The sequence below is a fragment of the Thorsellia kenyensis genome (assembly GCF_042432445.1).
GTDB classification, from domain to species: Bacteria; Pseudomonadota; Gammaproteobacteria; order Enterobacterales; family Thorselliaceae; genus Thorsellia; species Thorsellia kenyensis.
This window is the reverse complement of sequence record NZ_JBHLXE010000110.1, coordinates 1-17,622: the sequence shown is the minus strand read 5'-3', so window position 1 is coordinate 17,622 and position 17,622 is coordinate 1. Positions and strand designations below refer to the sequence as shown.

General features: G+C 33.9%; 10 protein-coding genes and 1 pseudogene. 3 read left to right on the top strand and 8 right to left on the bottom strand.

Annotated elements, in window-relative coordinates; all coding sequences use genetic code 11:
* Nucleotides 1-75 precede the first annotated feature (75 nt).
* The 8 genes from ACFFIT_RS12695 to ACFFIT_RS12660 all read right to left on the bottom strand — a co-directional run bounded on the left by ACFFIT_RS12695 (nt 76) and on the right by ACFFIT_RS12660 (nt 11,817).
* A complete protein-coding gene (locus ACFFIT_RS12695) occupies nt 76-870 on the bottom strand; it encodes a putative universal stress family protein (RefSeq protein WP_385878213.1) in 795 nt (264 codons plus the stop codon).
* 458 nt (nt 871-1,328) lie between these two features.
* The gene (locus ACFFIT_RS12690; RefSeq protein WP_385878211.1) at nt 1,329-3,599 is read right to left on the bottom strand and encodes a hypothetical protein; all 2,271 of its coding nucleotides are present in this window, start codon (nt 3,597-3,599) and stop codon (nt 1,329-1,331) included.
* A gap of 73 nt (nt 3,600-3,672) precedes the next feature.
* Nucleotides 3,673-5,550: an ATP-binding protein gene (locus ACFFIT_RS12685; RefSeq protein WP_385878209.1), complete on the bottom strand. Its 1,878-nt coding sequence runs from the start codon at nt 5,548-5,550 to the stop codon at nt 3,673-3,675.
* 402 nt (nt 5,551-5,952) lie between these two features.
* On the bottom strand, nt 5,953-6,954 hold the full coding sequence (gene oppF / locus ACFFIT_RS12680) for a murein tripeptide/oligopeptide ABC transporter ATP binding protein OppF (protein ID WP_385878207.1): 1,002 nt from the start codon (nt 6,952-6,954) through the stop codon (nt 5,953-5,955).
* On the bottom strand, nt 6,954-7,955 hold the full coding sequence (gene oppD / locus ACFFIT_RS12675; RefSeq protein ID WP_385878206.1) for an oligopeptide ABC transporter ATP-binding protein OppD: 1,002 nt from the start codon (nt 7,953-7,955) through the stop codon (nt 6,954-6,956). The genes oppF and oppD overlap by 1 nt, the downstream gene beginning before the upstream one ends.
* Nucleotides 7,956-7,966: 11 nt before the next feature.
* The gene (gene oppC / locus ACFFIT_RS12670) at nt 7,967-8,869 is read right to left on the bottom strand and encodes an oligopeptide ABC transporter permease OppC (protein WP_385878239.1); all 903 of its coding nucleotides are present in this window, start codon (nt 8,867-8,869) and stop codon (nt 7,967-7,969) included.
* A gap of 20 nt (nt 8,870-8,889) precedes the next feature.
* Nucleotides 8,890-9,810 carry an oligopeptide ABC transporter permease OppB gene (gene oppB / locus ACFFIT_RS12665; RefSeq protein ID WP_385878204.1) on the bottom strand — a complete coding sequence of 307 codons (921 nt, stop codon included), beginning with the start codon at nt 9,808-9,810 and terminating at the stop codon, nt 8,890-8,892.
* Between the two features lie 366 nt (nt 9,811-10,176).
* Nucleotides 10,177-11,817 carry an ABC transporter substrate-binding protein gene (locus ACFFIT_RS12660; RefSeq protein WP_385878203.1) on the bottom strand — a complete coding sequence of 547 codons (1,641 nt, stop codon included), beginning with the start codon at nt 11,815-11,817 and terminating at the stop codon, nt 10,177-10,179.
* Nucleotides 11,818-12,527: 710 nt separating this feature from the next.
* Between ACFFIT_RS12660 and ACFFIT_RS12655 the strand changes: the two genes are divergently transcribed.
* From ACFFIT_RS12655 to ACFFIT_RS12645, 3 genes and pseudogenes are all read left to right on the top strand, one after another.
* Nucleotides 12,528-14,366 carry a glycoside hydrolase family 13 protein gene (locus tag ACFFIT_RS12655; RefSeq protein WP_385878201.1) on the top strand — a complete coding sequence of 613 codons (1,839 nt, stop codon included), beginning with the start codon at nt 12,528-12,530 and terminating at the stop codon, nt 14,364-14,366.
* A gap of 388 nt (nt 14,367-14,754) precedes the next feature.
* Nucleotides 14,755-15,576, top strand: a complete 822-nt coding sequence (locus ACFFIT_RS12650; RefSeq protein WP_385878200.1) for a TrmB family transcriptional regulator — start codon at nt 14,755-14,757, stop codon at nt 15,574-15,576.
* A gap of 767 nt (nt 15,577-16,343) precedes the next feature.
* A pseudogene (locus ACFFIT_RS12645) lies at nt 16,344-17,552 on the top strand (maltoporin); the annotation flags it as partial.
* Between the last annotated feature and the right edge of the window lie 70 nt (nt 17,553-17,622).

Sequence of the window (17,622 nt, the reverse complement as noted above, 5' to 3'; positions counted from 1 at the left end):
CTGAGCTAAAACATCTAAAAATAAGACAATTCTCACACTCAGTTATTCTCTTAGCAGTAGACTTAGGCTGTATAATTACCTATAAAACATAATTGAGCTGTTAATTTCTTTTAAAAGTTTTGATGTTTGACTGCCAAGAAAGAAAGGCCTAACTTTTGCCTTAGCAAAAGCCCCTATGACAGTCAGTCCTATTTGATTAGTTCGCTCATATTCAGCAAGTTTTTCTGCGATGCCCAATTTACACTTATCTATAAAAACAGATTTAATTTTTATTCCAGAAGCCTTTAATTCATCACAAAGTAATTCGTGCTGTTCTTCAAGTAAAGGTAAATTGTTGTTAATTGACACAACATGAACACATCTCGCATTATTGGCTAATGATAAAAATAAAGGGCATTCAGTCACTTTAGCTATACTCGCTCGACCATCGAAGGCCAATAATATTTCATCAAGCGCACTTTTCTTTTGGATAAGTACAGGCGATTTAGAGTTCATAATGATAGCCTCTAAATTGCTGCCTAGTGCTTCTATGTGCTGATTTTTATTGTCTAATCCAGATTTTCCAAGAACTATTAAATGCGAATCTGGGTAATTTTCTACTAATTTTGATTTAAAATCACCTTGCTCTATTTTAGCTGTTGCGTTAGGTACGCCTAATTTAACTAATTCTGCCAGGGAATGATTAAGGTAATTTTCAACCTCTAAAAACCTAGTATCAACTCCATTACCATCTTTATTTTCAATAACATGAAATAGTTGTATGGGGAAATTAGTCCCTTTGTGCAGCGCTATCCCTAAATTGAGAAGGGCATTATTATTTTCTTGACTTAAATTCGCTTCGATACACAAGACAATCGCCAAATTTTTCATAAAAGTCCTTAAAACTGTTAAAATATTTTCAAATCGTAAATTATGAGTGGGAGTATGTCAAGGAAGATCTTAATTAATAATGCTATATTGGCAATTAAATATGTGACAAAATGTAAAAAATAACTTACGATTAGTCTCTAAAATAAGTCAACAAACTAAATTTTTAGCATAAATTGTGGCAAAATTTATAAGTGTTAAAAGATAAGGTGAAGGTTAATGTCAGTTTATAATTCAACTCAATTAAACCTTAGTTCTTGATGTAATCCTAGAAAAGAATTTGATTATGTCTTTATGTCTTTATGTCTTTATGTTTTTTTTAGCTTATTCGTATAGAACACTTCTCAATTCGAAGAATTTATCCATTCGTGCTGTAATGGAGACACAAATGAATAAATATCTTCAGAACAAAAGAGTATTACCATCTATTCATCACTCGATACTTACTGATCCCAATTAAATCAAAATGATTCAAATGGATGAGCAAACTCTTTAGTTAGGGCTGCAATTAAATCTTTAACATCACCATCGGACATATTTTCAGCCACAGCCAAATGTAATCTTAATCTTTCTATATTAGACTCTTCATCTAAATACCTAAACTGATTATAATTAATTTCTAATTTATGTAAATTATCTGTTAGCGCTTTAAACTCATCATTAGTCGGTAAAATTCCATCAAAATACATAGAACGTCTTTTACCAAGCGATAAACAATATAAAAATTCATATGTCGCTAAATAATCACCTTGTTTTTCTTCCTCCTCAGGAGGATTGCCAAGATCTTTTGGAGAGAAGATAATGATGTCATTTGCGCGTTGTTCGCTAAAAGGTTCTGTTGATATGTAAATTTGCGCAGTAGTTGGGCTTAATCTCGTTGCATAATAATAGTCATGCTCACCCTCTTCATTAAGATATTGTATTAAAACAGTCCCAGACGGTTCTATAACCGCTAAATTATCTGGTGAAGAAGGTTCGTTGAGTTCTATTTTGATTTTAGCACATACTTTTCTATAAGTAGCCCAATCATCTACAATTGGCAGCAGGGTTAATAATTTAACAGCCATCTGATAAAGATATTCAGTTTCACCATCAGACTCTAATCTTTCGACAAAGTTTTGAATAGTTTGAATTTGATGAACTAAGTCATTTTGCATTTCATAAGCCATATCAAGCATATGATAAAAATCATAGCTAAAATTTTCACTGTCCAAACCCTCAATAGCTTTAATTTTTAATTTATCCCAATCTTTTTGCAAAATAGCGATTAAACAAGCTAAATACAAGGACAGTTTCGGTTGATATGTGTCAATTTTTTCTTTATATTCAATTAATCCCTTAAGATCGTTTTGCCTATAAATCCTTAATAAAAAGAGCTCAATGAAGTCTGAAATTTCTTCATTTTTAATATATTTATCGATATGAGATCTACAAAACTCAAATAAGTAACTCTGAAAATTCATCGCATTCAGAGCGGCTACTATGCCATCTGCTAAACCAGGGTATAATGGACTTAGCTCATAGTAAGCTAGTAAAGTTGCTAGATCTTTTTCAGGAATAGGTGGATTGTTTTCATTAGGTTGACCTAATTGACTCAAAAACTCACCAATACTGTCTAGTGTATCAGTAGCCTCATTAAGATTTTCAACCGCTAGTTTAGGTTGAGTAAATTGCGTATTATTAAACTTGGTTTTAAATTGATTGAGCTTATTTACTCGTAATGATTGTTCTTTTAATTTAGGGATCACTTCTTCTATACTATCAAGAGATTTTTGTGCCAAGAATTTAGATCTTCGCTTTAATGCCAATTCAAACTGAATTTCTGCTGCATCAAAGACCGCAGCATAACTCCCAGCGTCTTTAAAATAGTTAATGATGGTATCAGCTATCCCAGCGATATGCCAATCCTTGTTAGATATTTCTAAATCCTTAATACTATTGTAATAAGCACTCAAATAACTTAGGTATTTAGCAGGTTCTAATTCAGAGAAAGGCGGTAAAATTGCAAATGCTTCTTCATATTTACCTTGCTTGTTTAAGAGGCTAGCTTCTAGTAATTGAGTAGTATATTGAGCACTCTGAGTATCACTTGAACCCTCCCTTTTTTTATACTGTTCAAAAAGAACAACTGCCTCATCAATACGATTTAGATGCAATAATATTCTAATTTCACGACTATGCCAGCTTAGTGCAATATTTTCGCGCTCCTTTTCTGTTCTTTCTGTTACAGTTTCATAAGCTTGCTCGTATTGATTAAGATCACAAAGAGCATCAACTTTTTCCAATGTCAAACAATACCAGCAAGAGATGTCTTTAGTAATTCGACTTAATGTTTCATCTATAACTACAATGCGGTCATTAGCATATCCAATATTATCTATGTTCTCATAACAATTGACGAGATCTTGTGTTGCACAAACAGAATGCGGACAATCTTTCGCTTCATCTCTATGCGCTAATTCCATTAAAGTGATCACTTCAGTCATGGCTTTTTCACCCTCACGTGAGGATCCAACTTTATGCCTTAGACTAAAATGCCTAAAATATACTTCTAACCAAGGGTTATTTATACTCTTTGCGCCTAAAATGGCTTCCTCTATTGTGGCATCAAGCCTCTTATAATTGCCATCCCAATAATCATTCGGAATTTGATAAATTAAATTTGCTAACCTGTGGTTACCTTCTTGATGCAATTTTTCGTTAAGATCTTCAGCCCATTGCCACATACTCATAGAATTTTCCCTTTTTTTTTATTCTAAAATTGTTAAATAATAAAATTAATCTTTGTCTTAAGAATGCATTATCTTAATTGCTCATCTTTTTTACAAGTTCACTTACATTGTAAAGTGCCTGACTGAGGTTAACATTTGCTTGTGAATCACCACTTGCAGTCATTATGGTTTTCATTGCTTTAAGCAATAATAAAGATTGAGAGACGCTATTACCTTTTTGTATTTCCTCAATAAGAAAAGCTATTGCACTATTTTTACTATTAATAAACAGTCTAATTTCTGGTCGTGATTCAATTTTCTTGGTAAACTGTCTAACTAAATCAAGTGCCGCTGAAGCAATTCTTTTATCCGCTTCATCACTTTCCAATCTATTTTTTAAAATCGCTTCTCTGTCAGGTACGACGACTAAAGGAAGTTCTTGAGGCAGAAAACTGGCCACGATGAGATGTTCATTATCACAAAGTCCCTCAGATAAAATTTCTAATGTGGAAGATGCTAGTTCTTCTTTAATGAAGAAATGCTGATTGCCTTTTTCTGTGCCTAGTTCAATTAAAGTTACGTTATTTATCGAGGCCCATTTTCTTAGAAAAGGAATCACTGCATAGCGATGACCATAGGCTACAGGAATTTTTAATGTTCTAAATATCATATCCTCAAATCCTGCTTCTTCACTCAGCATTACATGGATTTTCCTGTCTTTGTTGCTCAACTTATTTACAGTGATTTCCCCCTGTGAAGAAGGAATTTTAACCCTATCTTGAAGTATGGCAAAAAGTCTTTCATCGCATAATGATGCAGCAAGAAGTGCTTCATTATGGCGAGTTAATATACGACGCCAAGCTTCAGGTTGATTTTCTGCAATAGAAGCCAAGCCCTCGATTAAAAGTTCTGAAATAGCATGCTTTACCTCGTAGTAGTAGCTGTCTTTTTGAAGAGTTTCACGGCTAGCTGTCGGCGTCAGTTTTTGCGACTCAATAACTCCTCCCATAAAGCCAGCCCATGTAGGTAATAAATCTTTAGCGTCATCATCAAGTAACATACCCCTCACAAAAACAGCTAAATTTCTATTATCAGATGTACCATAAAATGCACCATCTTGAATCCAAAGTAATCCTTTTAGATCTTTTTCAACAGGAGATAAATCATTGTTAACTGGTTTTTCCAGATCATGACGAAGAACACTTTCATAAATTGGAATGGTGGTAATTGGCTCAAAATTCATTTCGAATTTTTTTGCGAACGCCAAACGGCGTTTTTGTAATTGAATAGGGTGCACATCCTCAGTGATTCTCCAAGGAGGAGTTTCATTATTTAGCGCTTCAGACTCCTCGCCAATATAAATAGGCTCATTTAATAAAATACAGTAATGGGATAGTAATCTTCTCAGTTCTTGTTCACTTGCTAACTCTTTATAAGAGTCATTAAGGGTTAGAATCACATCAGTTCCAACAGAACATCTGTGCTCAGTCAGGGTAGCTGTATAGTTTTGAGCATTCCTAGATTGATAAAGATGTGTTATCGTCGGTGTTTGATAAGAGCATGTCCTTACTTGCACTTTAGAAGCCAAAACGAAAGCTGATAGGAAACCTAATCCAAACATACCTATCAAACCATCGTTATCTTCATTTTGTGCACGAAGAGTCCTTGTATATCCAACACCTACCGTTGCTAAGAATTGATGTATTTCCTCTAATGTTAAACCTGCCCCAGAATCAGATATAGTTAATGTTTTTAATTGCCTATCAACTGTAATTCTGATTTCAGATTCAAATGAACCTTTATCTTCAATTCGACGTCTAACGATAGAATCATGACTGTTTTGTACAAGCTCTCTTAAGGCGACAACAGGGGTAGAATAAAGATGCTTACTAAGCACCGTCATTAACCCACCTAAATCAACGCCAGCTTCATTAATTTCAATTTCAGACTCATTATGCTCTAAAGTATGCATAGGGTAACCTCAAAAAAATGACAAAAAACTAAATATATCTCTAACTTGGTAAAATTAATATACGAATCCATGATGAATTATTTATGTAATAGGTATATTTAAATGATATTTACAAACATTAAGTTTTAAATGATAGATGACTGACCTTAAATTCAATAGCCCAGTAGGGGAATATTTTGCAGGTGAATATAATCTATATCCTTTAATTTAGGAAAATTATTACTATTGTATCTTAAATAGAAGTGCCTTGAAATAATAATATACTTGCTTGATTTTATATTCAAAGGGATTAGAGAAAATAGTTCATACGTAAATAAAGAAACTATAAAAGCAATAAAATAGGCATAACTAAAAATAAAAACACTTGGTCACAATAATTATTTATTGCGACCAAGTGTTATATTAAGATTGAGGAACTTCTGCTTTTATACAAGCGATTTTATGCTGTTCGTGCCCGGCTAAAATGGGCGGATTAACTGCACATGAAGCATCAGCCAGTGGACAGCGGGTTCTAAATACACAACCAGAGGGAGGGCTAATCGGAGAAGGTAATTCACCTTCTAACAACTGGATGGTTTTATTTCTTTCTAAATTAGGATCAGGAATAGGTACAGCCGACATTAATGCTTGTGTATAAGGATGTGTTGTATGCTTAAATACATTTTCACACAGCCCCATTTCAACAATATTACCAAGATACATTACAATCACACTGTCAGAAATATGTTGTACCACAGATAAATCATGCGCTATAAATATCAACGATAAACTTAATTCCTTTTGAAGCTCTTTTAAAAGATTAACTACCTGAGCTTGAATGGATACATCTAACGCTGAAACAGGCTCATCACAAATGATGAGTTTTGGTTCTAAAATCAAAGCCCTAGCAATACCTATACGCTGACATTGTCCACCAGAAAATTCATGAGGATAACGGTTAATCAGATTTGGTAAAAGTCCTACTTTGGCCATCATTTTTTCAACTTTATCTATGACCTCTTTTTTCGATAAATGAGGGGAATGAGTTATTAGTGGTTCACTTATAATATCGCCAACCGTCATTCTAGGATTTAGTGAAGCCAGAGGATCTTGAAAAATCATTTGAATCTCGGAACGATAGGGTTGCCATTGTTTTGAGCTTAATTCGGTTAACTCGTTACCTAACCAAACTATATTTCCAGATGTTGCTTTCACTAAACCAACAATCGCTCTCGCCAAGGTCGATTTTCCACAACCAGACTCACCAACGATGCCGAGGGTCTTACCTTCGAAAAGCTTAAAACTGACATTATTCACCGCGGTCAGTTTTTTTTGTACTTTTCTAAAAAAAAGTGAATTTGACTCAGTAATATCAAATTGTACTTTTAATTGATTAACGTCTAATAACAATTTAGCTTGTGACATTATGAAAGCTCCTTCATATCACGAAAACATGCTCTTAATCGGTTATCACCAAAAGGCATTAATTGAGGCGAGTTTATACAAGCCTCTGTAGCAAAAATACAGCGGGGCATGAATGGACATCCCTGATGGATGTTAGCAAGATTAGGTGGATTACCTGGTATTGTCATTAAAGTATCATTTTGGCCATCAATACGTGGAATTGCATTTAATAAACCAATCGAGTATGGATGAGAAGGCGTGTAAAATATGTCATTTGTTGATCCATATTCCATCGTTTGCCCTGCGTACATAACGAGTACTTTATCACAACTACCTGCAACGACTCCCAAATCATGTGTTATCATGATAATTGCCGTATTAAAATCTTTCTGTAGTTCTTTTAATAACGCCATGATTTGAGCTTGAACTGTCACATCTAATGCGGTAGTAGGTTCATCAGCTATCAATAACTTTGGCTCGCACAAAAGGGCCATAGCTATCATAACGCGTTGGCGCATCCCACCTGAAAATTCATGAGGATACATTTTTAATCTTTTTGCCGCTTCTGGTATTTTCACCGCATCAAGCATGTTGAGCGCTTTTTTAGTTGCCTCAGCATCAGAAATATCTTGATGAAATTTTAGTACTTCGGTAAGTTGTTTACCTATTTTCATATAGGGATTGAGAGAAGTCATAGGATCTTGAAATATCATCGCCATCTCGGCCGCTCGAATCTTATTTAACTCTTTTTGACTCATAGCTAAAAGATTTTTTCCATTTAGACTTGCAATACCGTCAACTCGACCATTATTGGCAAGTAACCCCATAAGTGCAAAAGCGGTTTGTGACTTACCAGATCCTGACTCTCCGACAATACCTAGGGTTTCACCTTGATGAAGTTTAAAGTTCAAGTTATTGACCGCTGTTACATCACCATCCTCTGTCTTAAACGTGACTTTTAGATTGTTAACATCTAAAAGTAAAGAGGAAGGAGCGTCAGCATTTAATTGTTGCGAATTCATAGTTATTTACCTTAACGATCTTTAGGATCGAGCGCATCTCGAAGCCCATCACCAATAAAATTAAAACAAAATAGAGTGACAATCAAAAAACCGGCAGGAAAAAGGAGGTTCCAAGGTGCAACTTCCATTGATTTTGCCCCTTCATTTAGTAATGAACCCCAACTACTATCAGGTTCTTGTGTACCTAAGCCTAAATAACTCAAAAATGACTCAAACAAGATCATTGTAGGGACAAGCAATGAGGCATAAACAACAACAATCCCAAGAACATTAGGGATAATATGTTTTAAAATAATATTTCTCTTAGGAACTCCACAAACCATAGCCGCTTCAATGAACTCTTTGCCTTTTAAACTTAATGTTTGACCTCTAACAATTCTTGCCATATCAAGCCAAGAAACCATTCCTATTGCAATAAATACTAAAAATAAGTTATTGCCAAATAATGTTACAAGGAGGATTACAAAAAAAATAAAAGGAAAAGCATTCAGGATTTCAAGGGCACGCATCATAAGGGCATCGATTTTGCCGCCCATGTAACCTGAAATAGCACCATAAAGCGTTCCAAATAAGACTGCAACAAGAGCCGCTGCAACACCGACTAATATTGAAATTCTGCCCCCCATAGCAACGCGCACTAATAAATCACGACCTAACGATTCAGTTCCAAACCAATGACCTGATTCAAAATCGGGTGGCTGGTTATCAAAACCAAATTCACTATCATCGTAAGCAAAAGGGGATAAAAATGGTGCTATAGTAACAAATAGAATAATAATAAAGAGAATAAAAAGACTTGTCATTGCCGCTTTATTTCTTTTAAAACGTCGCCAAGCATCTTGCCATAAGCTTCTACTTTCAATATTGGTCATCTCTTCAAAGGCTTTTTTATCTGATTCTTTTAATAACACAATGGACTCCTTGGTAAAGCCAATTAATATCTAACTTTAGGATCTATGACCGCATAAAGAATATCCACGATCAAATTAAAGAATATGGTTAAAGCACCAACTAAAATGGTTAAGCTCATGACTAAAGGATAATCTCGATTAAAAGCGCCATTAACAAACATTCTTCCTATACCAGGTAGGCCAAAGATAGTCTCAACGACCAAAGAACCGGTTATTATCCCAACAAAAGCCGGACCCATAAAGGAAATAACAGGTAATAAAGAAGGTTTTAAGGCATGAGAGAATATGATCCTTTGCATAGGCAAACCTTTAGCCTTCGCTGTGCGAATGAAATTAGAATTTAAAACCTCAATCATTGAACTTCGAGTAATCCGAGTAATTACAGCGATATAGCCCAATGATAAACAAAATACAGGCATAATCATTTTATCGAGCTGACCACCATCCCATCCACCAGGAGGTAACCACCTTAATGTCACTGAAAAAATTAATACCATGAGAGGAGCTAAAACAAAATTAGGGATAACAATTCCTGTCATCGCAAATGTCATCATAGTGTAATCAGTTATAGTATTTTGTTTGAGTGCAGCAATCGTTCCTATCGTCACGCCAACGAGGAAAGCAATAACAAAAGCAATCACGCCAAGTTTTGCAGATGTGGGAAAACTTTCTGCTAATAAATCATTTATCGATTTATCTTTATAGGTAAAAGACGGACCTAAGTCACCACGAAGTAAATTTCCTAAATAGCGAAAGTACTGCTCAAATAATGGTTTATCAAGGTGATATTTTGCCTCTAAATTCGCCATAATTTCCGCTGAAAGGACTTTTTCTCCAGTAAAAGGGCTACCAGGAGCCAACCGCATTAAAAAAAAGGAGATCGTTATGAGCAACAAAAGTGTCGGTATAGCAATTAAAAGACGGTTAAATATAAATTTAATCATAAGCTAACTCAAGTTCGTAATGAGAAATAAAAAAAAGGTTGATATTACTTAGATATTTAAAAAATGCAACATTTTATGTTCATGATAATCAATTATTTCCCTACTAAGGGGCAAGGCGGATGGGCATAAAATTAAGCATTTTTTAATCGTTAATTTTGTTTTGGATGCAACAAGATAAATGGATAATTTTGCTATTGTTTTACCAATCTTTCTAAACTACATTGATAACTACATTGATAACTACAGATTATGGAGTAAAAGGCCAATAGCAAGGCACTCTAAAAAGGTCAAAATTAACGATTAATATTAATGGAAAATTAGCTATCTCATAAATTACCTAGCCGATTGACTAGGTAATTTATATATTTATTTATCAATAATATACAAATCCTTTACAAAAATACTATCTGTTGGATGACTGTTTGTATAACCGCCAACATGTGGTTTAATCATTCGATCATTAATATAATAATAGATCGGAATAATAGCGGAATCTTTATCTAGCAGTTTTTCTGCTTCTTGATAAATTTTATTACGTTCACTTTCATTTGAATTGTTTACCGCACTTTTGATTAGCGCATCAAATTCATCACTTTTGTAAAATGCGGTATTATTAGAAGAATTTGACACCATAGTATTTAAGAAAGATGTCGCTTCATTATAATCGGCACACCAGCCACTTCTTGCAATTTGGTGGTTACCGTTATGGCGAGAGTCTAAAAATGTTTTCCATTCCTGATTAACTAACTCTACATCAACACCGATATTTTTCTTCCATATTTGACGTAGTGCAACGGCAACTTTTTGATGAATATCTGAAGTGTTGTATAAAAATTGAACTTTAAGCGGGTTATCTTTTGTATAACCTGCTTGCTCTAACAATTTGATAGCTCTCTCATTTCTCTCTTCTTGTGTTTCGTTATACCAAGCATGAGGTTCCAAATCCACCCCATTAATAGACGGCGGTGTAAATCCCCAAGCAGGAATTTGACCTTTAGCTAGGACTTTATCAGTAATTATTTTTTGATCCGTTCCTAACTTTAATGCCTCACGGACTAAAGGATTTTTCATGACCTCATCTTGATTATTAATTTCAAGGTAATAGGAGCAAAGTAAGGGACCAATCTTAAGTTCATCAGGTAGCTCTTTTTTCAATTTAGCAAAAAGTTCGATTGGGATACCACCACCATACGTCATGTCGATTTCACCCGCACGGTAACGCTGAATTTCACTATTCGGTTGTGCTGGAATAAAGGTTACTTTTTCAATGACCGTCTTATCATTATCCCAATAGAGTGGATTTCTAGTAAGGACAATCTTTTCATTTGTTACCCACTCTGAAAGATTATAAGCTGCATTACCTACAAAATTACCTGGTTTAGTCCAAGCATCGCCGTGTTGTTCAATCGTTTTTTGGTGTAAAGGTGCGAGTGCATAGTGAGGTAGCATTGCCGGTAAATATGAGAGTGGCGTTGATAATGTGACTTGAAGAGTAAGATCGTCTATTGCTTTAATGCCCAGGGTATCAGGTTTAGCATTACCCGCTATTATTTCGGCAGCATTTAGAATATGCGCATATTCAAGATAACTAGCATAAGGGGAGGCTGTTTCTGGCGTAACTATTCTGCGCCAGGCGAAAACATAGTCATGCGCCGTGACAGGGTCACCATTGGACCATTTTGCTTCAGGCCTCAAATGAAAAGTCCAGGTCATATTATCTGTCGTTTCCCAATGAGTTGCATTGCCTGGGATAAGGTTACCATTCGGATCTGTTATTACAAGTGTTTCAATAAGATTATTAATCACTTGATGCTCTGGGACACCTTCAACTTTATGAGGATCTAAACCTTGTATTTCATCACCGCCATTTCCACGTACTAACTCCTGCACTTTGGCTAATTTAACATTTTCAGGTACATTCGCTGCATGAGATGAAACTCCTATAAAGGAACTTAGCACCATTGACATCAAAAGCTTAGATTTATTTAATTTAAAAGGTTTTGTCATAATATCTCCTTGAATTTTTATTATTGTTTATATCTTAAAAAATGAATTTCTTTCATGCCTAAAGGAGTTTAAAATACTTTACTTTATTTCATCATGCAACGACTTAAGTCACATAATATTCATTTCATCTACAAAAAAAAGCTTATCTTCAACCACATAGACTATTTCACACTAAAGTAGATAGGCTACAAAAGAAGCAGATCTCTATTAATTTAGAAATACTTGTTATTCCTAGATAAAAGCAAATAAACTCAATTGCTGGCACCTTTGATAATATAAATACATTTATGTGTATATTTAATGGGAACCCATTAAAAAAGAATTGTTAAGGCTAATGTAATTTTATGATAATCAGCTTGCAATCAAACAGAGTATTAAAGTAGTATATTTAGTACTACTATTTCAAGGTTTAAAAAACCACAACAATGGTCAGTATAAATAGCTGGCAAGTATAATCAACTTTTAGGATCTCAACTAAAAATTTGCAAAGATCATGGCAATAAGTTGTCTAGGAAAACTCATAAAGAAAGAACACGCAATAAATAGCTTAAACCTAAAATTTACAACAATAAGAGATATCCGCTAAAAAATATTTGAACTCAAAAAATGCAATTAACCTAATGAAAATCAGCTTAGTCTATCAATTGATTTGCTCAAGCTTAGAAAAAATAATAAGTCAGTTGCATTGATATAACACTCAGGAAATTATAATGATAACAAAAAGCTCTATTATCCACCTATGTAAAAGCCAAATGGCCTATGCGTATGATAAAAAAACATTACATATTCGTATCCGAACAGCAAAATATGAAGCTGAAAAAGTAACACTATGGATTGGAGATCCTTATAAGTGGGAAGGAGGTGGACTGGGTGGTAATTTAGAAGGGGCTAACAGTACAGCAGTTTGGATAGGTGGAAACAAAATTTCAATGAGGCTTGAGGGACGAACAGAACTGCATGATGTCTGGATAGCTGAATTCGTACCACCTCATAAAAGAGCACGATATGGGTTTATCATTGAAGGCACTGAAAATAATGAGCGTATTTTTTTTGGTGAAAAACACTTTGTCGATATAGTCACTCCTGCAGATGAAAAAAGAGCCCTGATGGAATTTAGTAATTTATTTTGCTTTCCTTTTTTAAACCCGATAGACGTACTAAGCCCTCCTACTTGGTGTAAATCGGCAATATGGTACCAAATTTTTCCTGAACGTTTTGCAAATGGTAGACCTGAGATCTCTCCCATCGGGGTTAAACCTTGGGGAACGCCTCCCACAATGACCAATTTTATGGGAGGTGATCTATTTGGAATCATAGATAAATTGGATTATATTCAAGATATCGGCTTTACAGGTATCTACCTTTGTCCGATTTTCACTGCAAAAGCGAATCATAAATATGACACCATTGATTACTTTAATGTTGATCCTGCTTTTGGAGGAAATGAAGCTTTAAAGGCACTTGTTAGTGAAGCACATAAAAGAGGCATAAAAATAATGCTCGATGCGGTTTTTAATCACTCAGGAGCTTTATTTCCAAAATGGCTTGATGTCGTAGAAAAGGGTGAACAGTCGGAGTATAAAGATTGGTTTTGGATAAAAGAATTTCCGGTATACCCAGATAAGCCCAGATCGGAATGGGACTATTGGGATCTCCCCTATGAAACATTCTCAAATGTCGCTGAAATGCCAAAATTGAATACTGAAAATGCTGCTTGCCGGCAATATCTTTTAGATATTGGTACTTATTGGGTTAGGGAATTCGATATTGACGGTTGGCGTTTAGATGTATCAAATGAAGTAGATCATCATTTTTGGCGTGATTTTAGACAAGCGGTTAAATCAATAAAGCCCGATTGTTATATTTTAGGTGAGATTTGGCATGATGGAAATGCTTGGATGAAAGGAGACCAATTCGATGCCTTGATGAATTACCCTCTAACGAATGCAATCAATTATTTTATTGCATCACAAACCATTAATTCTGCTCAATTTAGACAACTTGTTGATCAAAATCGTCTAAATTACCCAAGACAAGCAAATGAAGTGATGTTTAATTTATTAGATAGCCATGACACTGATAGAATTATATCTGTTTGTCAAGGAAATAAACAAAGAGCTATGCTTGCTTATATACTTCTTTTTTTACAGCCTGGTGCACCATGTGTGTATTATGGCGGAGAAATTGGTTTAGATGGTGCAAAAACTGAAGAGTATGAAGGGGCAAGAAAATGCATGCCTTGGAATGAAAATGATCATGATTTACAATTGAAATCTCTGTTGAAAAAATTGATAACACTACGCAAAAACGAAGCTGATTTTCATTTGCAGGATGTAACATGGTATCCAACAAACAATGAGACCTCTGTGTCATTTAGCAAAGGAAAAATACTTGTTTACATTAATAATGCAGATCTTGATGTGTCTATAAACCTACCAATTGAATGGCAAAACTGTTCAGTAGTAGATCTTTTAAATGATGAATCGTTTACCTTGGGCAAAGAAATGGTTTTGACTGGTTTATCTGCAGTGGTGTTAAAAGCATATTAAGTAAATACAATCACATACTGCTTGACTGAAAATTATTAATATGAAATTTTTAGTCAAGCAGCCTTCAATGACTTTTATCCTTTTTTATCTTCCGAATGACAATACTCTAGTTGCTAATTGTTTTATCCAATACTCCTTGCCTAAATGTAAAGTGTTTTTTTATATTCATATCATTCGAAAATGTAACTAATGCTATTAAAAGTTTCAAATGCGAATGTTACTCTTTTGAATATATCTAAATGAAGATTGACAGATAAAATATAAGGCGGATAATTAGATATTTCCAAAATAATTTACATTGAATTGAAATCAGTTAATTTGCAGAATATATTGGTATTTAAATGGGTAATTGTTTTAAAGTATTTAGCAAGTGTGAAGGGGGATTTTAATGGGCAGTATTGTTACTCTAGATGAAATAATTAATAAATTAACTCAGTTTGGGTTTAGTAAAACGGATGCAATGGTTTATATAGCATTTTTGAAGCTCGGTAAATGCAGTGGTTATAAAATAGCTAAAGAAATAGGATTATCACGTTCCAGTGTTTATTCTTCTATTGATTCATTATTCGCTCATCAATATATCCATCTTTCAGACAGTCAAACCAAAGAATACACTGCCAAACCACCCAATCAGTTGTTTGAAGAACTTGAAAAACAAACATTAGAAAATTGTGCATTGCTAAAAAAAGAATTGCATAAATTATTTTCAGAGGAAGAGTCAAAGGAATTTATTTTTAATTTAACTGGATATGATGCTTGGCTAAAAAAGGCTAAAGATTCATTTGCTATGGCACAAAATGAAATCTATTTAAATACAGATTTTAATTTAGACATTTTTAAAACTGAAATAGAAGAAGCACTCAATAGAGGTGTACGTATTATTATATTCTCTTTTCATAAACTAATGAATATCCATCCTGCTATCGAATCCTATTCTCGATTAAATGAGGAAGAAACACTATTTCCTTCAAGACGCTTTATGATGGTTGTAGATATGAAAAATTCGATAATTTTTTCAAATTCTAATAATCATTGCCAAGGAGTGTACACCAACAATGAGCTTATGCTAAAAATAGCAGCAGAGCATATTCATTCAGATATTTATCTTTCAAAATATCAACATTTAAGTCAAAAAGATATTACTGACAACATTTTGATTAAAACCCTACATGAAAGAGTTAATAATTTATCAATTTATGAAAAAAAATAGTCTCTAAACTACTTATATAGGAAAGAAAAAAATTTAGTTTATTAAATACGTTTTATGATGAAATTATTAACGCCCTCTCACTGAGATTAAAAAAGCATCGATACTGACTAAAGTAATTAGATGTATATATGCTGGAAAAGTAAACGCAATTAATTAAATTAGTAATATGACTTAGATAAAATAATAAAAATTCTCTAGCTTAAATAAACTGACACCCCTTATCAGATACAAATGTTTTTGGGGAATTATATGAAGCAATCTACTCTTTATTCCTCCTCATTATAAAAGCCTTTTAATTGACAACTAACTTCAATCAGCAATTACATCCAATTCATTCTATATACTAAAATTAGAGCAAACGGGATGTGCAGATAGTATCGCAATGCCCATTCAAGGGGGTTAACCATTACTAAAAACTGCATCTTGATCTCTAATAGCTATATTTATTAGCGATTAGCAATATATTTTGACCCACTTTAAATTTAAATATTTTTTATAAATATTTATGAAATATTATAAATTTAATAAATAGAAATACCTCTATGAAGAATTGTGATGTATTTCACGTAACAATAAAAATAATGATTAAATGAGTCTATTTATTAAAAAGAATTAAATTTTTTAAGATCATGATCACATAAAAAAAAAAGAATTATGGCATCATTGAAGATATGAATTAGTAGTACTAAATGTAATACCACTAGCTCATATTCTAAATTGAACACTGCTTGGTTTAATTTTAATTATTTTTTTAATGGAGTGTTATCATGCATATAAATAAAAAAATGTCTTTAGCTTTAGCAATTTCTACAGCCATGTTTTCTTCTTCAATTTTTGCTGTTGACTTTCATGGTTATGCGCGTTCAGGCATAGGCTGGACAGGAAGCGGTGGTGAACAAATGTGTTTTAAAGCAGATGGTGCCGGTTCAAAATATCGTTTAGGTAATGAATGCGAAACATATGCTGAATTAAAACTCGGCCAAGAGCTCTGGAAACAAGATGATAAAAGTTTTTATCTAGATACAAATGTTGCTTATTCTGTGGAACAGCAAAATGACTGGGAATCTACTAATCCTGCATTTAGAGAAATTAATGTTCAAGCTAAAAATGTGATCAGTTCATTACCAGGATCTACACTTTGGGCAGGTAAGCGTTTTTATCAACGCCATGATGTTCACATGATTGACTTTTATTACTGGGATATCTCAGGTCCAGGTGCAGGTATAGAGAATATCGATCTTGGTTTCGGTAAACTTTCTCTTGCAGCTACTAGAAATACGGAAGCTGGTGGTTCTTATACTTTCATCAATGGCGACCGTAAGCAAGAGAGTCGCTATGTTTTTGATGAGAAAACAGGGGTTATTGAGTTAAAAGAATTCGATGTAGAAGAAAAAACTAATAATGACATATTTGATATTAGATTATCTGGATTAGAGGTGAATAAAGGCGGTTCATTAGAATTTGGTGTTACTTACGGCCGAGCTAATGAAAAGGATGGTAAATCGATAGATCCTAATGCCTCTAAGGACGGATTTTTATTAACTGCCGAGCACACACAAAGCGTTATGGATGGATTTAATAAATTTGTTGTTCAATATGCAACTGATTCAATGACAAGTCAAAAACAAGGTCGATCTCAAGGCTCAGATATTAACAATGACGGTGATATGATTCGTCTTATTAATCATGGAGCTATTAAATTAAATAGTGATTGGGAAATGATGTATGTTGGCTTATACCAAGACACAGACTGGGATAACAAAAAAGACAAAGGAAATACATGGTATTCTGCTGGTGTGCGACCTATGTATAAATGGACTCCTATCATGAGTACATTGATGGAAGTAGGCTATGATAACGTTAAACAAAATACAAGTGATGAAACGAGTGATTTATTTAAAGTTACCCTTGCTCAGCAATGGCAGGCAGGTGATAGTATTTGGTCAAGACCTGCGCTAAGATTATTTACCACGTATGGTACAGGGGGAGATTAAACTTTTGCCAGCTTCATCAGCATTTAAAATCATCCCCTTGTTAAATTGAATA

What these genes read in the sequence shown, in the direction of transcription:
- ACFFIT_RS12685 (WP_385878209.1), bottom strand. Translation starts at nt 5,550, where the DNA reads ATGCATACTTTAGAGCATAATGAGTCTGAAATTGAAATTAATGAAGCT.
- ACFFIT_RS12655 (WP_385878201.1), top strand. Translation starts at nt 12,528, where the DNA reads ATGATAACAAAAAGCTCTATTATCCACCTATGTAAAAGCCAAATGGCC.
- ACFFIT_RS12690 (WP_385878211.1), bottom strand. Translation starts at nt 3,599, where the DNA reads ATGAGTATGTGGCAATGGGCTGAAGATCTTAACGAAAAATTGCATCAA.
- oppF (WP_385878207.1), bottom strand. Translation starts at nt 6,954, where the DNA reads ATGTCACAAGCTAAATTGTTATTAGACGTTAATCAATTAAAAGTACAA.
- oppB (WP_385878204.1), bottom strand. Translation starts at nt 9,810, where the DNA reads ATGATTAAATTTATATTTAACCGTCTTTTAATTGCTATACCGACACTT.
- ACFFIT_RS12650 (WP_385878200.1), top strand. Translation starts at nt 14,755, where the DNA reads ATGGGCAGTATTGTTACTCTAGATGAAATAATTAATAAATTAACTCAG.
- ACFFIT_RS12660 (WP_385878203.1), bottom strand. Translation starts at nt 11,817, where the DNA reads ATGACAAAACCTTTTAAATTAAATAAATCTAAGCTTTTGATGTCAATG.
- ACFFIT_RS12695 (WP_385878213.1), bottom strand. Translation starts at nt 870, where the DNA reads ATGAAAAATTTGGCGATTGTCTTGTGTATCGAAGCGAATTTAAGTCAA.
- oppD (WP_385878206.1), bottom strand. Translation starts at nt 7,955, where the DNA reads ATGAATTCGCAACAATTAAATGCTGACGCTCCTTCCTCTTTACTTTTA.